6 protein-coding genes and 1 pseudogene are annotated in these 21,337 nt (G+C 63.2%); 1 reads left to right on the top strand and 6 read right to left on the bottom strand.

Going from position 1 to position 21,337, the window contains the following annotated elements:
- Positions 1–2: 2 nt before the first annotated feature.
- The 6 genes from WB785_RS11785 to WB785_RS11760 all read right to left on the bottom strand — a co-directional run bounded on the left by WB785_RS11785 (position 3) and on the right by WB785_RS11760 (position 21,000).
- Entirely contained in the window at positions 3–1,130 is a 1,128-nt protein-coding gene (locus WB785_RS11785) for a 1,4-beta-xylanase (protein ID WP_424079334.1), read from the bottom strand.
- Positions 1,131–1,175: 45 nt separating this feature from the next.
- Complete coding sequence (locus WB785_RS11780) at positions 1,176–16,790, bottom strand: BTAD domain-containing putative transcriptional regulator (protein WP_424079332.1); 15,615 nt, start codon at positions 16,788–16,790, stop codon at positions 1,176–1,178.
- A gap of 145 nt (positions 16,791–16,935) precedes the next feature.
- On the bottom strand, positions 16,936–17,727 hold the full coding sequence (locus tag WB785_RS11775; RefSeq protein WP_424079330.1) for a PE-PPE domain-containing protein: 792 nt from the start codon (positions 17,725–17,727) through the stop codon (positions 16,936–16,938).
- A 131-nt stretch (positions 17,728–17,858) separates the two neighbouring features.
- Positions 17,859–18,620, bottom strand: a complete 762-nt coding sequence (locus WB785_RS11770; RefSeq protein WP_424079328.1) for a PE-PPE domain-containing protein — start codon at positions 18,618–18,620, stop codon at positions 17,859–17,861.
- Positions 18,621–18,756: 136 nt separating this feature from the next.
- A complete protein-coding gene (locus WB785_RS11765; protein WP_424079326.1) occupies positions 18,757–20,382 on the bottom strand; it encodes a chloride channel protein in 1,626 nt (541 codons plus the stop codon).
- Between the two features lie 63 nt (positions 20,383–20,445).
- Positions 20,446–21,000 (bottom strand): TetR/AcrR family transcriptional regulator, encoded by a 555-nt coding sequence (locus tag WB785_RS11760; protein WP_424079324.1) that lies wholly within the window; start codon positions 20,998–21,000, stop codon positions 20,446–20,448.
- A gap of 195 nt (positions 21,001–21,195) precedes the next feature.
- Here WB785_RS11760 and WB785_RS11755 point away from each other — a divergent pair.
- Positions 21,196–21,337, top strand: a pseudogene (locus WB785_RS11755) (cytochrome P450); the annotation flags it as partial.

Here is a 21,337-nt window from a genome sequence, read left to right as displayed (position 1 = left end):
CGTTAGAGCTGGCTCAGCGTGCTGATCATTTGAATTTCGGTGTCGCGGTACGGCCGTCCATCGGGTTGGAGCAGGTCTGCAAACCAGAGCTTCGGAGTGGTCTTGTACGGGTGATCCCATGAGTCCCACGGTAAGTAGGTCTGCGTCTTTCCAATGACCAGCCCCCAATTGATCGCACCAACGTTGTGCCGCTTGGCAACTGGCAACACGCCGTCAACGGTACTGCCCAGGGATCGAGCCAGGTACTCGGTGCAGAGGATCGGCCGCCCCAACGGCGACAGTTCGGCGATCCGCGCCTCGAAGCCTGCCGGTTTGTCGTAGCAGTGGAACGTGACAACGTCGGAGTTATCCAGTTGGATGTCGGCGATTTCGCTACGCCCCAGGGGATCTCCCCACACGCCGTCCCACACCGCACTTGTTAACGGTTGACTCGGATCAACCGAACGTGCCCACCCGAACGCCAGCGAGAGCAGGTCGGCGACCCGGTCGAGCTTGTCTTTCCGTTCGACATTGCGATACACGTGGGCGGGATTATCGGGCTCATTCCAGATGTCCCAACCCAAAACGCGGTCATCCGTGCGGAATTGGCTCAATACGCCCGTGACATAGTCTCGCAGAGTGCGTCGGTAGTCGAGGTCATCGAGGTGTTCCGCGCCTGGGCTTTGCACCCACCCGGAGTTGTGGACCCCAGGTTTCGGGTCACGCTGGCGCCCCGGTTTGGGGAATGGATCCCAGCAGGAGTCGAAGAAGACAAAGAGCGGTTTTATGCGGTGGCGGGCCGCAATGTCGACAAATTGCGCGAGACGTTTTTGGAAGCCTCGGTGGTCTTGGGCCCAGAGCTGATCGTGGAGGAACACCCGCACGGTGTTGAGCCCGTGTGACTGGGCCCAGCCGAGCTCGGTATCGATGCGCCGGGGATCGAAGGTCTCGGCCTGAAACATCTCGAGCTGGTTGATCGCGTTCGAGGTGATGTAGTTGGCGCCGACGCGCCAGCCTTGGGCCTGATACCAGCGGTGGGCTCGGTCAGGTGACCATGGGCTTTGGTCTGCGGCGGCGGCGCGGGGCACCCGGGTCAGCGTAGCGCCCGCTGCCAGCAGCACCGGGAGCTTGAGCACCGTTCGACGCCTCACGCTGTGACGATAGGAGATCCGTGGTGACGCCGTGGTGAAAACTGACTAGTCGGGCCGACCGATCTCCTCGAACCGAGCGAGGGCCAAGTTGCGCTGGTCTAAGTCAAAGGCCTCGACGCGAGTGACGCGATCGCCATCGAAGAGGATGAGTATGACAAATGGAAGCTCGATCGCGACGCCCTCAGTCGACGTGCCCTTCTCGACCATGTGGGTGACGAGGCCGAAGGCAGAGTGCGTGAGGATCTCCGCCGGCTCGAGCCACAGGTCGGGGACGAGCGATGCCATCGTCCGGATCGATGACATCTGCTCGGCCATGGTGCCGGTCCCTCCATCGGCCAGCTGCCGGTGGCTGACATACGTTGCACTGGCGCCTATTTCGGCGAGCGCATCCCAGTCGTGACGGTTGGTGGCCGCGACAAGCCGACCCTGCGCCTCGATGACCTCGGGGTGCGCAACCCCCCCAGATGCGATCCACCGAGCGGTGAGCTCATCGAGTGCGTCGTTGATGTTATCTGGATCGAAGCTCACAGCGTCGCGCATGAGGTCGCCGTCGCCAACCTCCATCACCGCCAAGGCTTCCCAGGTGATCGGTTGGTCCGCCTCATTCGTGTCGCGAATGCAATGGCGGGTCAGCGAAAGGCGAGATCCTCTGATCGCGATGGTCTCCATGCTCAATCGCCAGCTGATGTGCGCTTGAAATAGCTGCTGAACGTTTTTCCACAGCGCTAGCCCATCATGTATGCCACGCAAGCCCTTTCGTCGGTCATCCAATCGGGCATCCTCTGTCATGAGGGCGAGGAAACCGCTCATGTCCCGACGGTTATATGCATCGACCAGGTGCGCCCAGGTCCGAGTCGACGCATTCTCAAGAAGGGGGGCTGGCTGATCGAGCTCGTCGAACCTCGCGAGCGCCGCCTCGAGGTCTTCCTCGTCGAACATCTCGCAACGGCTGATCAAGTTGTCCTCAACGATGGTGACGCTGATCATCCGCCACTCGGCGTGAAAGCCCTCTTCCGACGTTCCGGTGCCCACGTGCGTGAAGACCGCTCCGATGTCGGTGAGCCGATGGACAGTCTCCAAGTACGTGCTGATGTCGGTGAGGTCGTCGAACGTGTTGCGGAGGTACGCGATCAGGTTGCCCGGCTCGACCATTGCGAGCCGGCGGTGGTCGATGTTGACCAAGTTTGGCGATGTCGCGGCGATTTCGTGACGGTTGGCCGCGGAATACGCCTGCATTATGACCGCCCAGGTGCGCGCATAGGCGGCTGCTTCGCCGGCGAGGTACCGGGCGTCGAGTTCTTCGAAGGCAGCGTCGAGGTCGTCGGGATCGAAAAGCACTGAGTTGCGCAGGAGGCCATTGGCACCGACTTCCGTGAGCATCAAGTGCTCGGCAGTGACTGCCCGATGGACATCGTCGGTGTCGTAATACTTGTCGCGGGTCAGGGCAAGGCGGGATCCCCTGATGGCAATGGGCGCTACCTCCAACTGCCACGCTCGAGGCGCCTCGAAAATCGCGCGCACGACTTCTGGCCCCACCGCGCGTTCGTCGCGCAGCCCCTTTCGTCGGTCGTCATATCGTGCGTCGACAGCGTTTAGGGCTAGAACGCCGTCCACGTCACGGAGATTGACTGCATTGGCTGTGCGCACGCGAGCTCGGGTCGCAGCGTTCCCAAACGACGGTGTCGGCCGATCGAGCTCGTCGAAGCGGGCGAGCGCGGCCTCGATGTCTGCCTCGTCGAAGACTTCGGAGCGGCTGAGGAGGTCACCTTCGACCGTGTAAATGTCGATCAGCCGCCATTCGGCGTCGAAACCCTCTTGCGAAATTCCTTTGAACGTTTGGGTGACGACGGCTCCGAGTTCGCTCAACCGATGCACCACCTCGATGTAGATGCTGATGCTCGGAATGAGGTCCCACAGGGCACGAACAGATGCGTCCAGATCAACTGTTTCGCTCGTAAAAAGTCGCCGATGGTCGACCATGACCCAGTCCGGCGTTGTCGCGGGAAGTTCGTGCCGGTTGAACGCGGCGTAGTTTTGTGCGATGAGTGACCAGGCGTGCGAGTGCGCGGCAGCTTCGCCGGCGAGGTATCGCGCCTCGAGTTCTTCGAAGGCAGCGTCGATGTCGTCGGGGTCGAAACTCACGGTGTAGCAGATAAGGTCGTCGTCGACTTCCACGACCGTCAAGACCTCGACGGTGATCGGTTGGTTCGGCGCATCGGTGTCACGGCAACATTCGTGGGTTAGCGCGAGGCGAGAACCCCTGACTGCGATGGGTTCTGTGCTCATTCGCCAGCTTTCTGGCGGCTCTTCGAATAGCGCGTGCACGGCTTTCCGCCGGGCCGACCCATCGAATAAGCCGCGCAGGCCTTTTCGCCGATCTTCCAATCGGCCGTCCGTCGCCATCAGGGCGAGATAGTCATCCATGGCGCGGCGGTTGAACGCATCGATTGAACGCGCCCACGTTCGGGTAGCGGCGTTCTCAAGCCGTGGCGCCGGCCGGTCGAGCTCGCCGAAGCGAGTGAGCGCGGCCTCGAGGTCTTTCTCGTCGAACATCTCGCAACGGTTGACCGCGTCGCCGTCGACGGTCAGGAGGACGGTCTCTCGCCACGCGGCCTCGAAGCCCTCGGAGGAGGTCCCCTTGCCCACATGGGTGAGCACGATTCCGAAGGTGCTCAGCCGATGTACAACCTCGATGTGGATCGCGATGTCCGGCGCGACGTCAAAGGTGGCACGCGCATACCGGGCGAATTCTCCGGGCGCAAAAGCTATTCCGCGCCGATGGTCGATGCTCACCAAATCGGCTGTAGTCGGCGGTACCTCGTGCCGGTTGAGCGTGGCATAGCCACTAGTGATAACAGACCACGTGTGCGCGTAAGCGGCCGCTTCGCCGGCGAGGTACCGGCCGTCGAGTTCGGTGATCGCGGCGTCCATGTCGTCGGGGTCAACCACGACGTGGGCGGCGATCCGATCGTCCGTGTCGATCTCGGCGATGATCAGCTGCTCGGTGACGAACTCCCCGTACCGCGCATCGTGGTTCGGGAAACGATGACGAGCGAGGGCGAGGCGCTCCCCGCGGATCGCAACAACGGCCGACGTCGAGTTCACTACGGAGTCGGCCAGGGCTTGCATATTCGCGACCACGACATCGCGGCCTTCCCAAAGCCCGGTACTCACCACCGGAGTGCGATTATCGATGAAACTGTCGTCGGCCAGTATCTCGGCGACTGCTGCCCAGTTGTGAGCCTTGTAGTAGGCGAAGAAGCGGTCTTCTGCTCGGGTTGCCGCGTTTTCCAGCAGGTGCGCCTGCGTTTGCAGCTCTTCGAATCTCGCGAGCGCGACGTCGAGGTCTGCCTCTTCGAAGACCTCGACGCCGCTGATTAGGTCGCCTTCGACTATGAAAATGTAGAGAAGCCGCAATTCTGCGTCGAAGCCCTCCCGCGAGGTCATTTTCAGCACTTGGGTGAAGACGGCTCCGAGTTCGCTCAGCTGATGCACGGCCTCGATGTACACGTTGGAGGTCGACGTGATGTCCCACACGGCACGAATAGATGCGGCCAGATCGGCCCCCTCGATCGATACGAGCGGTCGATGATCGATGTAAACCGGATTCGGAGTCGTCGAGGGAAGTTCTTGCCGATTGAACCGCTCCTGGACCTCTGCAACCACCGACCACGTCTGGGCGTACGGCGCCGCCTCGCTGATAAGGTACCGCGCGTCAAGCTCTTTGAATGCGGCGTCCAGGTCGTCGATATCGAACAGCACCGCAACCACAATGCGCTCGTCGGCGTCGGTCCCGACGACGCGGAGTACCGGGTTGAAGAACGCCCCAGGCTGCTGGTCGAGGCCCGATAACAGGACACGATGCAGCGCGAGGCGCTCCCCGCGGGTAGCGATGACAGTCGGCGTGACACTCGTGAGCCCGAGTTCGGCTGTTACCCGAAGGTTTTCCATCTCGGCATCGCGGCCGCGGCGGATGCCATGCCCCACGAGGCGACGCCCGTCCTCATCGACGATGTCGTGAGCTATTGTCTCGGCCAAGTTGGCCCAATCGCGGGCCATGAAGCGCTTCCACAAGCGCGCGTACGTTCGGCTTGCCGCGTTTTCCAGCCGGTGCGCCCGCGTTTGGAGCTCTTCGAATCTCGCGAGTGCGGCGTCGATGTTTTCCTCGTCGAATATTTCGCAGCGGCTCAGCAGGCCGCGTTCAACCGTGAAAATGTCGATCATCCGGTACTCGACATCAAGGCCCTCTTTCGAGGCCCCTTTCAGGGTTTGGGTGACGACGGCGCCGAGTTCGGTCAGCCGATGCACACTCTCGACGATGTAGATGCAGGCATCAGGCATGAGGTCCCACGTGACACGGATGTTCGCGGCCAGATCACTCGCATCGCTGGTCAAGAGTGGACGATGATCGACGTATACCGAATCCGGTGTTGTGGAGGGAAATTCGCGACGGTTGAACGCGGCGTAGGTCTGCGCGATGACCGACCACGTCTGGGCGTACGGCGCCGCCTCGCCGGCAAGGTATCGAGCGTCAAGCTCTTCGAAGGCGGCGTCGATCTCGTCGGCATCGAACGTGTAGCCCGCAACGATCCGGTTGTTGCCGTCGATCTCGGCGACGTTAAGTGTCTCGATGCCGAACTCCCCGTGCACCAGGTCGCGGTTCGACGAACAGAGACGGGTGAGGACGAGGCGTTCGCCACGAGTCGCAATTACGGTCGACATTGTGTTCATCTCGAGTTCGGTGAGAGCTCGCATATTCGCGAGTTGAGCATCTCGACCCTGTAGGTCTCCAGCGTTGACAATCCGACGGCGATCGTATGTAGCAATATCGTCTGCGAAGAGGTCAGCCATTGCGTCCAAGTCGCGGGCCGCGAAGTAGGTATCGAACCGCTGGAGCACTTGGCTTGCCGCATTCTCCAGCCGCCGCGTCTGCAGCTGCAGTTCGTCGAAGCGGGCGAGCGCGGCGTCAAGATCTCCCTCGTCGAAGATTTCACATCGGCTGAACAGGTCGCCTTGAATTGTGAGAACGTCGATCTCTCGCCACTCGGCGTCGAAGCCGTCCTGTGAGGTCCCGGTTCCCACATGGGTGACGACCGCTCCTTGGTCGCTCAGCCGATGCACGGCCTCGAGATAGCTGGTTAGCTCCGGCACGAGTTCCCAAGTGGCGCGGAGATATGAACCCAAATCATCCACCTCGACCGTTGCGCGTAGCCGGTGGTCGATTTGCACGTAGTCCGGTGTCGTCGGAGATTGTTCACGCCGGTTGAGCGCAGCGTAGCCGGCGGCGATAACCGACCACGTCTGGGCGTACGGCGCCGCTTCGCCGGCGAGGTACCGGGAGTCGAGCTCCTCGAAAGCGGCGTCGATGTCGTCGGGATCGAACACAATCCGTGCCACGATCTGGCTTTCGGCGTTGATCTCAGAGACGCCCAACACCTTTGACCCCGACCAGCCGTCCGAGATGGAGTAACCACTGAGGGCGAGGCGTTCCCCACGGACCGCAATCACGGTTGGCGTGTACTTCGTGACTCCGACATCGGCGACTGCCCGCTCGTTTGCGATCTCGGCATCTCGACCGCGCCGGACCCCGCCGTTCACAATGCGACGACGATCGTCCATCAAAATGTCGTCAGATAATAATTCCGCCATGGCAGCCCAATCGCGCGCTGCGAAGCAGATGTTAAAGCGTTGCTCCACTTGGGTTGCCGCGTTTTCGACCCGTGGCACCTGCAGTTGTAGTTCGTCGAAGCGGGTGAGCGCGGCATCGAGGTCGGCCTCGTCGAAGACTTCAAAGCAGTTGATCAGTTCGCCATCGAAAGTGAAAAGGCTGACATTTCGCCACTCGGCGTCAAAGCCCTCCCGCGACGTGCCGTGGACCCCGTGGGTGACGACCGCTCCCAGTTTGCTCAGCCGATGCACGGTCTCGATGTGGAAGGCAAGGTCAGGCGTGACGTCCCAGGAGGCGCGGATGTAGGCGAACGCCTCACCCGGCGTGAACGCTAACGCCCGCCGGTGGTCGATGTTCACCCAGTCCTGTGTCGTCGCAGGGATTTCGCGCCGGTTGAGCGCGGCATATGAGCGTATGAGGAGCGACCACGTCTGCGCGTACGGCGCCGCTTCATCAGCGAGGTACCGAGCGTCGAGTTCCTCGATGGCAGCGTCGATGTCCTCAGGGTCGAAGAGGACGGCCGTTGCGAATCGTTCGTCGTCGTGCTCGATGACCTGAAGGACATCGACTTGGACCGCACCGGGGTCGGGGCCCGTGGCGTGCCAATGCGTGAGAATGCGGCGTTCGCCCCGGGTCGCAATAATGTCCACCATGATGTTTGCCATCGTTCCGATGTCGGCGGACACCCACAAGTCTTCGATCGCGGCATCTCGGCCCTGCCGGAGCCCGGCATTCACGACCCGGCGGCGATCGTCGCAGTAATAATTCTCGGCGAAATCCTGTGCTACGGCGTCCCAGTCGCGGGCGGCGAGGTGCGCCAGGGCGCGTTCCATCACCGCGTTTTCCAGCCGAGGAGAGCGCGGATGCAGCTCCTCAAAGCGGGCGAGCGCGGCGTCGAGATCTGCCTCGTCGAAGATCTCGCAGCGGCTGATCAGATCACCGTCGACCGTCAGGAGCAGCAGCATCCGCCACTCGGCGTCGAAACCGTCTTGGGAGATCCCATACGCGGTGTGGGTGAGGACGGCTCCGACCTCGCTAAGCCGATGTACGGCCTCGATGTAGATCTCGACGTCGGGCATGAGTTCCCATGTGGCACGTAGGAATGCGGCCAGATCGACTGCGCTCGTTACGAGGTGGCGATGATCGATGCTCACCGAATTCGGTGTCATCGCTGGAACTTCGTGCTGGTTGAACCGGACGTACGTCCCTGCAATCACCGACCATGTGCGCGCGTACGGTGCCGCTTCGCCGGCGAGGTACCGCGCGTCGAGTTCGGCGAAGGCCGCGTCGATCTCACCGGGATCGAACACGACGACCGCCGCGACTCGGTTGTCGTCGTTGATCTCGACGACGGTGAGCGCCTCGGCCTGGAACGCCTCAATTGGTTGGTCTTGACTTACGAAGGCGAACCGAAAAAGAGCTAGGCGCTCTTTGCGGGCCGCTATCACAGTCGATGCCACCGTAGTGCTCCAGAGGTCGGCAGTGGCATGCCAATTCGCCATCTCGGCATCTCGGCCGCGTCGTACACCGGCGTTTGCGACCCGACGGCGATCATTAGCGGAAAAGTCATCGGCGAGTAGTTCCGCCATGTCGTCCCAGTCGCGGTCCACAAAATGCGCAAGGAATTGCTGGACCGCTCTGCTTGCCGCGTTTTCCGGTCGCCGCGTCTGCGGATGCAGTTCTTCGAAGCGGGTGAGCGCTGTGTCGAGATCTGCCTCGTCGAAGATTTCAAGGCGGTTGATCCGGTCAGTGTCGAGCGTGACAACTTCGATCATCCGCCACTCCGCCTTAAAGCCCTCTGGCGTAGTCCCTTCTCCCGTGAGGGTGACGACGGCTCCGAGTTCGCTTAGCCGATGCACCGCATCGATGCACATCCTGATGTGTGGCGTGGTGTCCCATACGGAACGAGCCATAGTGGCGAAATCAGCCGCCTCGATCCTTTGCCCCGGTCGGTGATCGACGAGTACCGAATCCGGCGTCATAGGAGGGAGTTCGTGTCGGACGAACCCGGCGTATAACCCTGTCATGGCCGACCATGTGCGCGCGTACGGTGCCGCTTCGCCGGCGAGGTATCGGGCATCGAGCTCGGTGAAGGCCGCATCGATGTCATCGTGGTCGACCGTGATGATCGCAGCGATCCGCTCGTCGGTGTCGAGCTCAACGATGCCGAGCACTTCAGTGTGGAACCCCCCAGCCACCTCGTCGCTGGCCGACCATCGGACACGGCTGAGGACGAGGCGCTCCCCACGGGTCGCGATGGACTGTCTTGTTATGACCTCGACTCCAAGGTCGGCGGTCATCTGTATTTCCGCGATGTTGGATTCGCGGCCGCGCCGGAGCCCAGCACCTACCGCACGGCGACGGTCGTCGCTGTAGTAGCCGTCGGCCAGGACCTCGGTGATCGCGTCCCAATCGCGGGCTGCGATGTGCGCTAGGAAGTGCTCGGCTACTTGACTTGCCGTGTTTTCTAGCCGTGGAGCCTGGAGGTGCAGTTCGTCGAAGCGGGCGAGCGCGGCGTCGAGGTCTGACTCGTCGAAAATTTCGAAACGGCTTTGCCGGTCACCGTCGAACGTGAAAAGTTCGAGCACCCGCCACGCCGCGTCAAAGCCCTCGGGAGAAGTCCCTTCCACCGCGTGGGTGACGACGGCTCCGAGATCATTCAGCCGATGCACCGCCTCGACGTACATCTTTACGTCCGGCACCATGTCCCACGTGGAACGAGCAGCTGCGGCCAAATCAACCGCCTCGATCTCCTCGATCCTGTGCACCCGTCGATGGTCGACGTACTTCGAATCCGGCGTCATGGAGGGGAGTTCGTGTCGACTGAACCTGGCGTACCCCCCTAAGATCGCGGACCACGTGTGCGCGTGGGCGGCGGCTTCGCCAGCGAGATAGCGCGCATCGAGATGGGCGACGGCGGCGTCGAAGTCGTCGAGGTCGAACGCGGTGCGCGCTGCGATCCGCTCGTCGGCAGTGATCTCTACGACGCAGAGAAACTCGATACGGGATGCGCCGGGTTGCTGGTCTTCGCCAGTGATACAAGTCCGGCAGAGGACAAGGCGTTCGGCTCGAGTCGCGATGACCGTTGCCGTGCTTTTATTGGCTCCAAGGTCGGCGAAGGCCTGCATGTTCGCGATTTCGACTTCGCGACCGCGTCTGATCTCAGCGTTCACGACCCGTCGGTGGTCGTCGACAGATGTATCGGCGGTCAGTAGATCCGCCATGGCGGCCCAGTCGCGTGCGGCGAAGTACCGCCGGAAGCGCTCGTACGCTTGGCTTGCCGCGTTTTCCAACTGCCGCGTCTGCGGGCTGAGTTCCTCAAAGCGGGCGATCGCTGCGTCAAGGTCTCCCTCGTCGAATAGCTCGGTACGGCTGAGGCGATCCCCGTCGACCATCGTTACGGCGATTTCTCGCCAATCGGCGTCAAAGCCATCTCGCGATGTCCCGTTCACAGCATGAGTTACGACTGCTCCGAGATTGCTGAGCCGATGCACGGACTCGACGTAAACGTTGGTGTCCGGAATGACGTCCCAGGTGGCGTGCATATATGTCGCGAGTTCACCGGGTTCGAACGCTCTCCCTCGCCGATGATCGATGCTCGCCCAATCTGGCGTCGTCACTGGAAGCTCATTGCGGTTGCCCGCGGCATAGGCGCGTGTGATGACCGACCATGTGTGCGCATAAGGCGCCGCCTCGCCGGCGAGATAGCGGTCGTCGAGTTCGGCGATGGCGGCGTCGATGTCGTTGAGGTCGAACGCGTTGCGCGCTGCGATCCGCTCGTCGGCGGTGATTTCTACGACGCTGAGGAACTCGATACGGGATGCGCCGGGTTGCTGGTCTTCGCCGGAGATACAGCTCCGGCAGAGGACGAGGCGTTCGCCTCGAGTCGCGATGACTGTTGCCGTACTTTTATTGGCCCCAATGTCGGCGAAGGCGTGGATGTCCGCCATCTGAGCATCTCGCCCACGTCGGAGTCCCGCGCCTACCACCCGACGGCGATCGTCTTGGGAGAAGTTGTCGGCCAACATCTCCGTGAGAGCATCCCAGTTGCTCCCGGCGAAGTACCTCTGGAAGCGCCCGTATGTTCGGCTTGCCGCGTTTTCCAGCCGACGCGCCGGTTGGCAAAGCTCGTCGAACCGGGCGAGTGCTGCGTCCAGGTCTGCCTCGTCGAATACCTCAGCGCGGCTGACCAGATCGCCATCGACCGTGATGATTTCGACGCCCCGCCACTCGGCTTCGAAGCCCTCATGGGAGGTTCCATGCCCGGCCCAAGTGAAAACTGCGCCGAGGTCGTCTAGCCGATGCGCAGTCTCGATGTAGAGGTTGTCGGTTTGGTCGAGGTCCCATCCGGCATGGATGTATTCGAGCCCTTCACCGGGCGCAAACGATGCCACACGGCGGTGGTCGATGCTCACCACATCCGGTGTCGCCGCGGCAATTTCGCGCCGATTGTGCGCAGCGAAAACACCGGCGATTACCGACCAGGTACGCGCGTGATCAGCCGCTTCCCCGGCGAGGTATCGACGATCGAGTTCCGCGAATGCCGCATTGAGGTCGTCGAGGCCGAACATGACGGCTGCCGCGATCCGTTCGTCGGAGTTGATCTCGATGATGCGAAGTACTTCGTTGTAGAACGCATCGGGCCGTTCACCACCACTCGATAAGCGGACACTAGCGAGGACGAGGCGCTCGCCACGGGTGGCAATGACTACTGGCGTGACATTCGCGGTCCCGCCGTCGGCAACGGCCCGCAAGTTGGCGATCAAGGCATCTCGCCCATGCCGGAGGCCGGAATTCACTACGCGACGACGATCATCGTCGGATATATCCCGCTCTATTGTGTCTGCTACAGCGACCCAGTCGCGGGCCGCGAAATACCTCCACAACCGCTCGTAGGCGCGGCTTGCCGCGTTTTCCAGCCGCCGCGTCGGCCGATTGAGTTCGTCGAACCTCCCGATTGCGGCGTCGAGGTCTGTCTCGCCGAATACCTCGCAGCGGTCGACCAAATCGCCCTCGACCGTCAGTACGGTAATGCCCCGCCATTCGGCCTCGAAGCCTTCTGGCGATGTCTCATGCGCGGCGTATGTGATGACCGCGCCGTTGTTGTTCAGTCGATGCACGGCTTCGATGTAGGTCGTGGTGTTTTGGTTGGCACCTCGGCCGGCGCGAAGGTATGCGAAGATCTCATCAACCCCGAACGCGCTCTCGCCTCGGTGGTCGATGGTCATCAAGTCCGGCGCGGTCGGATATGCCTCAAGCTCAAGTCGGTTGGCTGCGGCGTAAGTCTCCTTGATGACCGACCATGCGTGCGCGTACGGTGCCGCTTCGCCGGCGATGTAGCGGGCATCGAGCTCGGCGATGGCGGCGTCGAAGTCGTCAGGTTCGAATACGACGAGTGCCGAGATCTGGTTTTCGGCGTCGATCTCGACGATGACGAGCACCTCGGCGGGAAAATTAGCAGACGAGAGGAAAGAAGTGAGGGCGAGTCGCTCCCCGCGGATCGCAATGGCGGTCGACGTCATGCTCTTGACCCCGACCTCCGCGGTTGCACGCATATTGGCGATTTCGGGACCTCGACCAAGTCGGATCCCCGCGTTCACGACTCGGCGGCGGTCGTCGGTCGAAAAGTCATCGGCCAGCGTGTCCGTCATGGCGTCCCAGTTGCGGGCCGCAAAATGCACCAGATAGCGCTCGGCCACTCGGTTTGCCGCGTTTTCCAGCCGGCGGGGCTGCGGTTGCTCCTCCTCGAACCTGGCGTGCATGGCGTCGAGTTCGGCGATCGCTGCATCGAGGTCTTCGACGTCGAACCAAATCTGCAGCGCAATTCGCTCCTGCTCGTCGATGCCGTATAGCTGGAGAAATTCGTCCCGCGGCGCTCCTGGGCTCACGTCTGCAGTGCTTAGCACCGCTCGAGCGAGCGCCAGGCGCTCGCCTCGCACGGCAATAACGACACGGTTGATCCGCAGGGCCCCCGTCTCGAGATCGCGCCTCGTCTGATGCATTACCTCGTCCGAAGTGAATTCGGTCTGCTTAAAGCCGACGACTTTCCGGCGACTCTCGACGGACCCGCCGGGTGCGAACAGCCGCTCGAATTCGTCCCAGTCCTCGCGATCAACAGCGGCCATCACGCGTTCGCCCGCTCGGACGGCCGCGGTGTCCAGCTCGACCGCTGGCGCTTCAGGCGGAGCTGCGGCAGACGGCATGTCGCGCTGACCCAGAACCAGACGCGCCCTTTCGGCAAGCGCCGCAGCGCCTTTCCGCTCGTACAAGTCAACCGCTCGTTCGGCGGCTGCTCGCGCTCCGGCGACGTCACCGGCGGCACCCAAAATCGTTGCCAGCGTAAGACAGGCGTCGCCATGATCGACCAAGGCGTCGGTGCGCTCGGCGATACTGACAGCAGCCTCCGCCACGCGCCGAGCCCCGTCGTGATTATTGTCGCGCGACAGCAGCCGCGCCCGAAGTGTGCGCCAGGCGATCGACGGCTTCAGCGCGTGCCCTGCGAGTCGCTCACTCTCCGTACACAATTCGTCAGCCTCGGCGTCTCGATTGAGCGCGAGGCAAGTTCGACCCAACAGCGCCGCCGTCTCGGCGGTATCGGCGTCCAGGCCCATACGGCGAAAACCGTTGTAGGCCTTACGCAGATGCGGTTCAGCGGCGGCAGGATCGTCGATCACCAGCTCGACAATGCCGGCGAACTGCTCGACTTCTAAAAGCGCATGGCGCAGGCCGAGCTCGGTGAGTGTGCGCCGGGCCGAGTCGATCATCCGCCGGGCGGCTGCGCCGCGGCCGCGGAAGGCTTCCAACACCGCCTGGCATCGCGTCGACGTCGCCTCGACCGCCGGCGAGTCGGTGGTGATTCGCAGCAGCCGCACCACGTCAAGACACCGGCCACCAGCGCGCGGAACAGGATTGGGACCCCACAGTGCGGCGAGCGGCGCGCCTGCCAGCACGTCGTTGACCCGGCGGTGTTCGCGCGCGCGACGCGCAGCGGTCAGAGCTTCATCCAAGGCGATTTCGCAATCGGCGATGCGCCCGAGCCGGGCGAGGCACCCAGCCCGCACGGTGTGCGCTGTGGCTTCCCCTGCGGCATCATCTAATTCGGCCAGCTTTTCGGCAGCGCCGGCTAATGCGGTTTCGGCCTCGTCCAGTCGTTCGGGATGGATCAGCATCGACAGCTGTCCGTCGAAGCACGTCGCCCATGCCGTCAGCCGGGCGGAATCGACTGTCGCTGCTTGCAATTGCGAGACCGCGCCTGCCGCCGAAGTCACATCACCCGCGGCGAGCAGGGCCTCGCAGCGCGCGATCAGTAGCTCGGCGGCCTGGTCGTCGCGGTCGGGCAACTCTTCGTCGAGCTCCTCCAGCGCGTGCAGTGCTCGGTCGTAGAGCTCCGCGGCACCTTCGTAGCCGAGTCGAGCCATCGCCTGGTCTGCGGCACGTCGGCAGTACTCGACGGCCTTAGCCGCATTTCCTGCCCAGGCGCACTCAAAGTAGTGGTAGGCCAGCTCAGCCAACAGCTCGTCGTCTGCCCCGGCCTGGGTTTCCAGCGTTGCGGCAATGCGTTGATGCAGCCGCATGCGACGCACCGATGCCAGCTCGGCAAGAAGCGACTGCCGAACAATGGCGTGGTTGAACCGATATCGACCGCCAGGCTCCTCGATGATGATGCCGGCCTTGCAGGCCTCGTCGAACGCGTCAACCAGGTCCTGCTCGACGACTCCCTCCACGAGGTCCACATCGAAGCGGCTGCCAACGACCGCGGCTGCGGCGAGGGCCTTGTTCGTCTCCGCAGAAAGCCGCGAAAGTCGGCGGCTCACGGTTTCCCGAACGCCCTGCGGCAAGGTGCTTGGATCCCAGATGCCGCCACTTTCATCGACATGGCGAAGCGCCTCGATGAGGAAGAACGGGTTGCCACCGGTGACCGACGCCAACGCCCGAGCGAGCTCTTCGTCGTCGTAACCGGCCTCGGTGACGTATTCGGTCACGTCGTCCTCGTCGAGACCGCTGAGCTGAAGGCGGTTGGCGGTGCCGTCACGGTGCAAGTCGGCGAGCATCGCCGCGAGCGGATGGGAACGGTCGAGGTCGGTGCTGCGATAGGTACCGACGATCTGTACGCGGGCGTGGTCACCGAAGCGCAGGAGATGCCGCAGCAAGAGCAGCGTGGGTTTGGCTGCCCAGTGCAAGTCGTCGAGGATCAACACGACGGGTGCGCTCCCGGACGCGGCTTCCAACAGCGCAACGGCGGCGTCGAAAAGTGCGTAGCGTTCGGTTTCCGGATCGGCTCGGGTTGGCGCGGCCAGATCGGGCAGTACATCGGTCAGGCCGGGAACCAATGCAAGTAGTGCTTCAACCCCGCGCAGTCCGCGCAGCCGGGTCGCACCGATACACGGGACGAGCGAACGCAGCGCTTCCGCGAACGGCTGGTAAGGCGCACCGAGGTCCTCATCGCAGCGGCCGTACAGCACAACCGCCCCTTGCTCGTAGGCCTGTTGTGACCACTCGCCAGCCAGACGTGTCTTGCCCACGCCCGGCTCTCCGGCAATCAGAACCGCGTGCATGCCGCCTGTGAGCGCAGTCTGCCAAGCAGACAACAGCCCCTCGAGCTCGTGGCCGCGGCCGACGAACGGCCCGGGGCCGGTCAGTATCGCGGGGAGGCTGGGTCGCTCGATCGGTGTATCGGTTGTCTGCTCGTCAGCACCCTCGTCGGTTGTCTCCAGGCGCAGCTCGAAAACGTGCTCGGGGCGTGCCAGGTTTTTGAGCTGACGCATCCCGAGGTCGGCGAGCAGAACATCGTCGGGCAGTGAGTCGATGACGAGTTCGGCGGTCGCACCCGAACACAGGATCTGGCCGCCCACCGCTAGCGACCGCAGCCGCGCAGCACGGTTCACCGCGCGACCGAAATAGTCGCCGTCGCGGAGCTCGACCTCGCCGGTATGCAGGGCGATGCGAATACGCATGGGCTCCCGCAGTGCCCACGGCTCGTGCCCGATCGCTTCCTGCAGCTCGATCGCGGCAGCAGCCGCCCCCGATGGCCGGTCGAAGACCGAGAAGGTGGCATCGCCCTCGCCGCGGGTCTTGATCAGCCGTCCACCGCGGGACGTGACGACTTGTTCGACGAGCTCGTCGTGGCGCGCCAGGGCGATCGCCATCGCGTCGGCCTGGGCCTCCCAAGCGGCGGTTGACCCTTCAATGTCGGTGAGTAGGAACGTCACCGCGCGTGTCATTGTCGAAAGATTCTGTGCCACAGGCATATCCAGCGCCGTGTCCTGGGACACGATCGCGGCCTCGAGTCGCCGAAGTTCCGACCCAGGGTCAATGCCCAGCTCTTCGGCCAGCAGCGACCGTGCTCGTTGGTACGCGGCCAGAGCCTCGCCCTGCCTACCGGCGCGATAGAGGGCGAGCATCAGCTGGCCCCATCGCCTCTCGCGAAGGGGTGCGTCGGCCACCGCGGCCTCGAGCTCGCCGATGATCTCCGCGGCCCGGCCCGTCGCCAGCAGAGCATCGGCCCGATCTTCGACCAGCGCGGCATGGCCCTCTATCCAGCGTGTCTTCTCTGATATTCCCCGGCGGGTGTCAGGCAGTTCGGGGGTTCCGCGCCACAGCGTCAGCGCCTCCTCGAAGCGGGCCACTGCTTGGCTGGTGTCGCCGGCAGCTGCGGCATCACGGCCCGCCCTGGTGGCCAGCCTGTAGCGCGATGCATCGGTCTCGGATGTGGTGAGGAGCCAGCCCGTTCCCTCGGTCAAAACGAAGCCCTCATCCAGCGTGCGCCGCAGCGCCGAAATGTGGGTCTGGAGGGCCTTGGCGGCGGTGCGCGGCGGGTCATCGCCCCAGAGGAGCTCGAGCAGCGTTTCGGCCGACACGACCGAACCGCCGTGCAACCCGAGCATTGTGAGGATGGCGCGCGGTTTCGCGCCCGGGATCATGACCGGGGCGCCGTCCCGCCGGACCTGTAGAGGTCCCAAAACCCCCAGCTCCACCGCATGAAGCGTACTCATCTCCCGATCGTCGGGGAGGGGATTCAACACACGGTCAAGGTCGAGTAAAGGCGTCTTGCCTGCACGTTTTGAGTGTGCGGACTCCGGGTGTCCCTACCGAGCGGTCGCGATGCGGGCGGGCGCCGGCCGATCGCGCCTTCTCATCTCAAGTGTTCGCAACCTGCTCGGAAGTTGACCGCGCCACCTGGTCGGGCGTCGGACCTGGCCGGTCGTTGTAGGCGCTGTCGATGAGGGGGCGCTGTTGGGCGTCAAGCTGGTCGGCCTGCGCACCTCCCCCCAACCATCGCCGCCAGTCGTTGAGGGGTAGGTGCTGGGTCGGGATCAAGATCCCGGTGATGTTGCCGCGATTTACCACCACGTTGGCCGGATTATCGAGGCGCACATTGACGTAGTCGTGGATGGTGCCCCCGCCGTACTGGGCGTTCTGCCAGGCCAGCTGGTAGTTGGGGGAGGCCAGGTTGGTCGGATAGTCACTCCATCCGTCGTATTGACGGGCCACCAGGATCACCTGGTTCGCGATGCTGGCGGGTACGCCCTGGCCAAGGGAGTCGATCTGGTCATTATGGGTAAACGTGTCACCCAACATAATGAAGCGCACCCCGGGCGGCGGTGTGTACTTCGACAGATAGAGCGCGACCACTTGCGATCCGAGGCTGAACCCAAGCACGGTGTCGCCGGCGTGAAGGGGTGTATTGACCAGCGCCGTCACACCTTGGGCATTGTGCGCGCCGTCGGCGGGATAGGACACCTTGACACAGGGACACAACGTCCCGCCCAACTGGGTTTTGGTTAGCGACACCACGGTCCCGTTGACACCGTCGTAGTCGAACGGTTCAAGAGTGTAGGTGACGCCACCCGCCTTAGCTGCCGGGGGATCCAACGATAGCGCCACGGTGATGCTCGCCATCACCGCCAACACTTTGGTTAACCCATTCATCACCCACCGGCCTGCCGTATCGGATGTTGATAACCGCGAGTAGCAAATTACCTGGCAAACAGTCGGGAAACGCGGCGCAACACACCGTACGGCCGTCTCAGCGTTGCTGGAGCGATCCGATGCTTGTCATTTCACGTCAACGGAACCTGCTCGGCGGTCGAAGCTGCCAACTGGTCGGGAGTCGGGCTGGGCCGGTCGTAGGCGCTGTCAATGAGCGGGCGCTGTTCGGCGTCAAGCTGGTCGGCCTTCGCACCCTGCAGCTGCCATCGCTTCGGGACGTTGACCGGTAGGTGCTGCGTCGGGATCAAGATCGCGGTGATATTGCCTCGGGTTGTTACCACGTTGGCCGGATTGTCGAGCCGTGCATTGACGTAGTTGTGGATGTAGGCCGCGCCCGCCTGGGCGTTCTGATTCGCCAGCTGGTAGTTGGGCGAGTTTGTGATGGTGGGATAGTCGCTCCATCCATCGTATTGCCGCGCCACCAGGATCACCTGGTTGGCGATGTTGGCGGGAACGCCCTGCCGCTGGGAGACCAGCTGATCGTTGCGGGCAAACGTGTCACCCAACAACACGAATCGCACACCGGGCGGGGGTGTGTGCTGAGCCAGGTAGAGCGAGATCACTTGCGAGCCAAGGCTGAACCCGAGCACGGTGTCACCGGAGTGAAAAGGAGTTGCGGCCAGCGCCGTTACTCCTTGGTCATTGTGCATGCCGTCAGCGGGATAGGGCACCTTCACACAGGGACATAACGTGCCGCCCAACTCAGTTCGGGTCACCGACATCGTCATCCCTCGGACGCCGTCGTAATCAAACGGTTCGACTGTGTAGGTGACGCCCGCCGCGTTAGCTAGCGGGGGATCCATCGACAGCGCCACGATAATGCTCGCAATCACCGACAACGCCTTGCCTAAGCCATTCATCATCACCGGCCTGCCGCATCGGATGTGAAATTACCGCGAGTGCAAAATACCTTGTGATCAGCCGGAAACGTGGTGCGACACCGAGAAACGTCGAATGCCTTGCGCCCCACTACGGGGTCGACGGCTCCGGCGGGTTGTCGACGGGCGAGGCCTGCCGGCGGCCAAACGCAATCAAGTGGCGGGTGCGCTCGGTGTCCTCGGTGAGGTCGTGCATCCGAGCAGCAAGCAAATCCTGCCAGTACACGTGGCCTTCTTCGGCCCCGTCGGCCGACACGACCCGCAGCGGGAGGCCGCCGGCTTCGGCGAGCACATTCGCGGCATGTCGCAACGTGTCGCGCGTGCCGACGGTGCCGCCCACCTCGACATCTGCGGGCTCGGGATGCATTACGTCGGCAACGAAAAAGGTTTCCAGCGGATCGGTGGTGTAATCACGAGTCACGTGCAGTCCGCGCCGCGCGATCTTCTCGGTCAAGACGGACCGATCGAGCACCAGCACCGACACCGCGTAGCCCGTGACGGCGGCGATGATGAGCGGCAACAGCGCGGGCCAAGCGTGCGTCAACTCCAGCGTGAAAATGATTCCGGTCAGCGGCGAGCCCAGGACGCCGCCGACGACGGCAGCAAGGCCCAGGATCGCCCAGAATCCCGGAAATACCGGTGGAAGTCCTTGTCCGACAAGGGCGCCCAGAGCACCACCGATCATGAACACCGGAGCGAGCACACCGCCAGAAGTGCCTGAGCCCAACGACAGCGACCAGATCAGCGTCTTCACCACAAGAACGCCGACGATAACCGACATGCCGGCCTGCCCAGTCAGCAGCGCGTTGATCACGTCGTAGCCGACGCCCAGAGCTCGCGGCTGGATCAGGCCGCCCAAACCGATCACCACACCGCCGATCGCCGGCCACCACATCCAGTGAAACGGCAACCGCGCGAAGAGATCTTCGGCCAGATACACCAGTCGCGTCGCGGCGACGGCGACCACGGCGCCGCACAGGCCGATCACAAGGGCCAATGCGTCGATGTTCCAACCAATTTCGCTGACGTGGGCAACGACCGGGAATATCGGGCCAGTCCCGAGGATGAACCCGCGCACGACGGTCGCAATGACCACTGCGGCCGTGACCGGAACCAGGCTGCGGGGCCGCCACTCGAACAACAGCAACTCCACGGCCAGCAGAATCGATGCCAGGGGAGCGTTGAACGTCGCCGCCATGCCCCCGGCAGCACCGGCAACGAGCAGGGTTTTCCGTTCATCTGCGGTCAGATGCAGTTGTTGGGCGAGGATCGAACCCAGCGCGCCGCCGGTCATGATGATCGGTCCCTCAGCACCGAATGGCCCACCGGTGCCGATGCTGATTGCCGCCGAAATAGGTTTGAGGACAGCGACTTTGGGTTCGATTCGACTGCCACGGGTCAGGATGGCTTCAATGGCCTCGGGCATGCCGTGACCGCGAATTTTGTCCGAGCCAAACCGCGCCATCACGCCGACCACCAGACCGCCGGCGACGGGTGCGCCCAGGATCAACCACCACGGATGGTGCTGCGCCCCCGGCGCGACAAGGCCGTAGGCCCAGCGTTGGTAAAAGACAAGGTTGGTGACCAGCCCGATCAACTTCAGCAGGCACCAGGCCGCGCCCGCCGACAGCGCTCCGATCGGCAGTGCCAGCGCCGTAGTCAGCAACATGCGCCGGTCGACCACGAAATCTGCTAGGCGTCCACCCGTGACCGTCACGCCTGGTATTGCACCATGTAAATCCTGGGCACTTGCTGTGAGGTGTAGACCGCCCGAGTTGGCTCAACTCCCGGTGCCGTAGGGCGGCCCGAGAAAGCGCTGCAGCATGGTCTGTTGATCGGCCGGGTCTTTGAGCGGCCAACACCACAGTGCCAAGAAGACACGGATCAGCCATTGTGCGGCGAGCGGATCATCGCTTTCGAGGCCGAGCATTTCGGCGGCAAAACTCTGTACGGCAGGCGAGTTGGTGATCCATTGGCTAATCGGAGTTTCGTGCATCGACCGCATCAAATGAGCCAGTGGATCCGATTGCATACCTTGCAGAGCCAGGATGGTGGCGGTGACCACTCTGTCGGGGCCCTTGAGGTCTTTGATGGCTTGGCGGGCCGTGTCGACGACGCGTGCCGCCTGGATCGCGACGACGGCGTCGCGGATCGCGGCTTTGCCGCCGGCATGCCGGTAAATCGTCGCCGGCGAGCAGTGCACCCGGGCTGCCAACGCCTCGATCGTGAACGCGTCGTAACCCCCGCGAGCAATCAAGTCGGAAGCGGCCTCGTAGATCCGTTCGGCAGCTTCGCTTTGGCGGTCCCGTCCGACCAGCCAGTCGTGGCGTGGCATTTCAGCAAGCTCCCTCGGTCGCAATGCGCTGGACAGTTTCTCTCAATCTGAGAATTTCTAACCTATCTTTCTCACCGAAAATCCCAGGTGGTACCCGGCATACCGCTTCGCCAGCAATCGGCTCGGGCGGCACAGCGTTCCTCAACTTTGTCGCGCACCGTTGACCTGCCCCCATGCGGCCTTCAGCCTGAACTGATGACGGTCGTGGACGATCCGACCCAGTTCTTCAGCGCCGCGGCGTTGCAGGACCCGTACCCGTTGTATGACCGCATGCGTGCAGAGGCGCCCGTGCATCGCATCGGCGACTCGGTGTTCTACGTCGTGTGCGGGTGGGATG

Origin of the sequence: Mycobacterium sp. (assembly GCF_049585075.1) — a bacterium.
GTDB lineage: Bacteria > Actinomycetota > Actinomycetes > Mycobacteriales > Mycobacteriaceae > Mycobacterium.
Note: the sequence above shows the minus strand (reverse complement) of the source record. Positions and strands in the feature narration are given on the sequence as shown.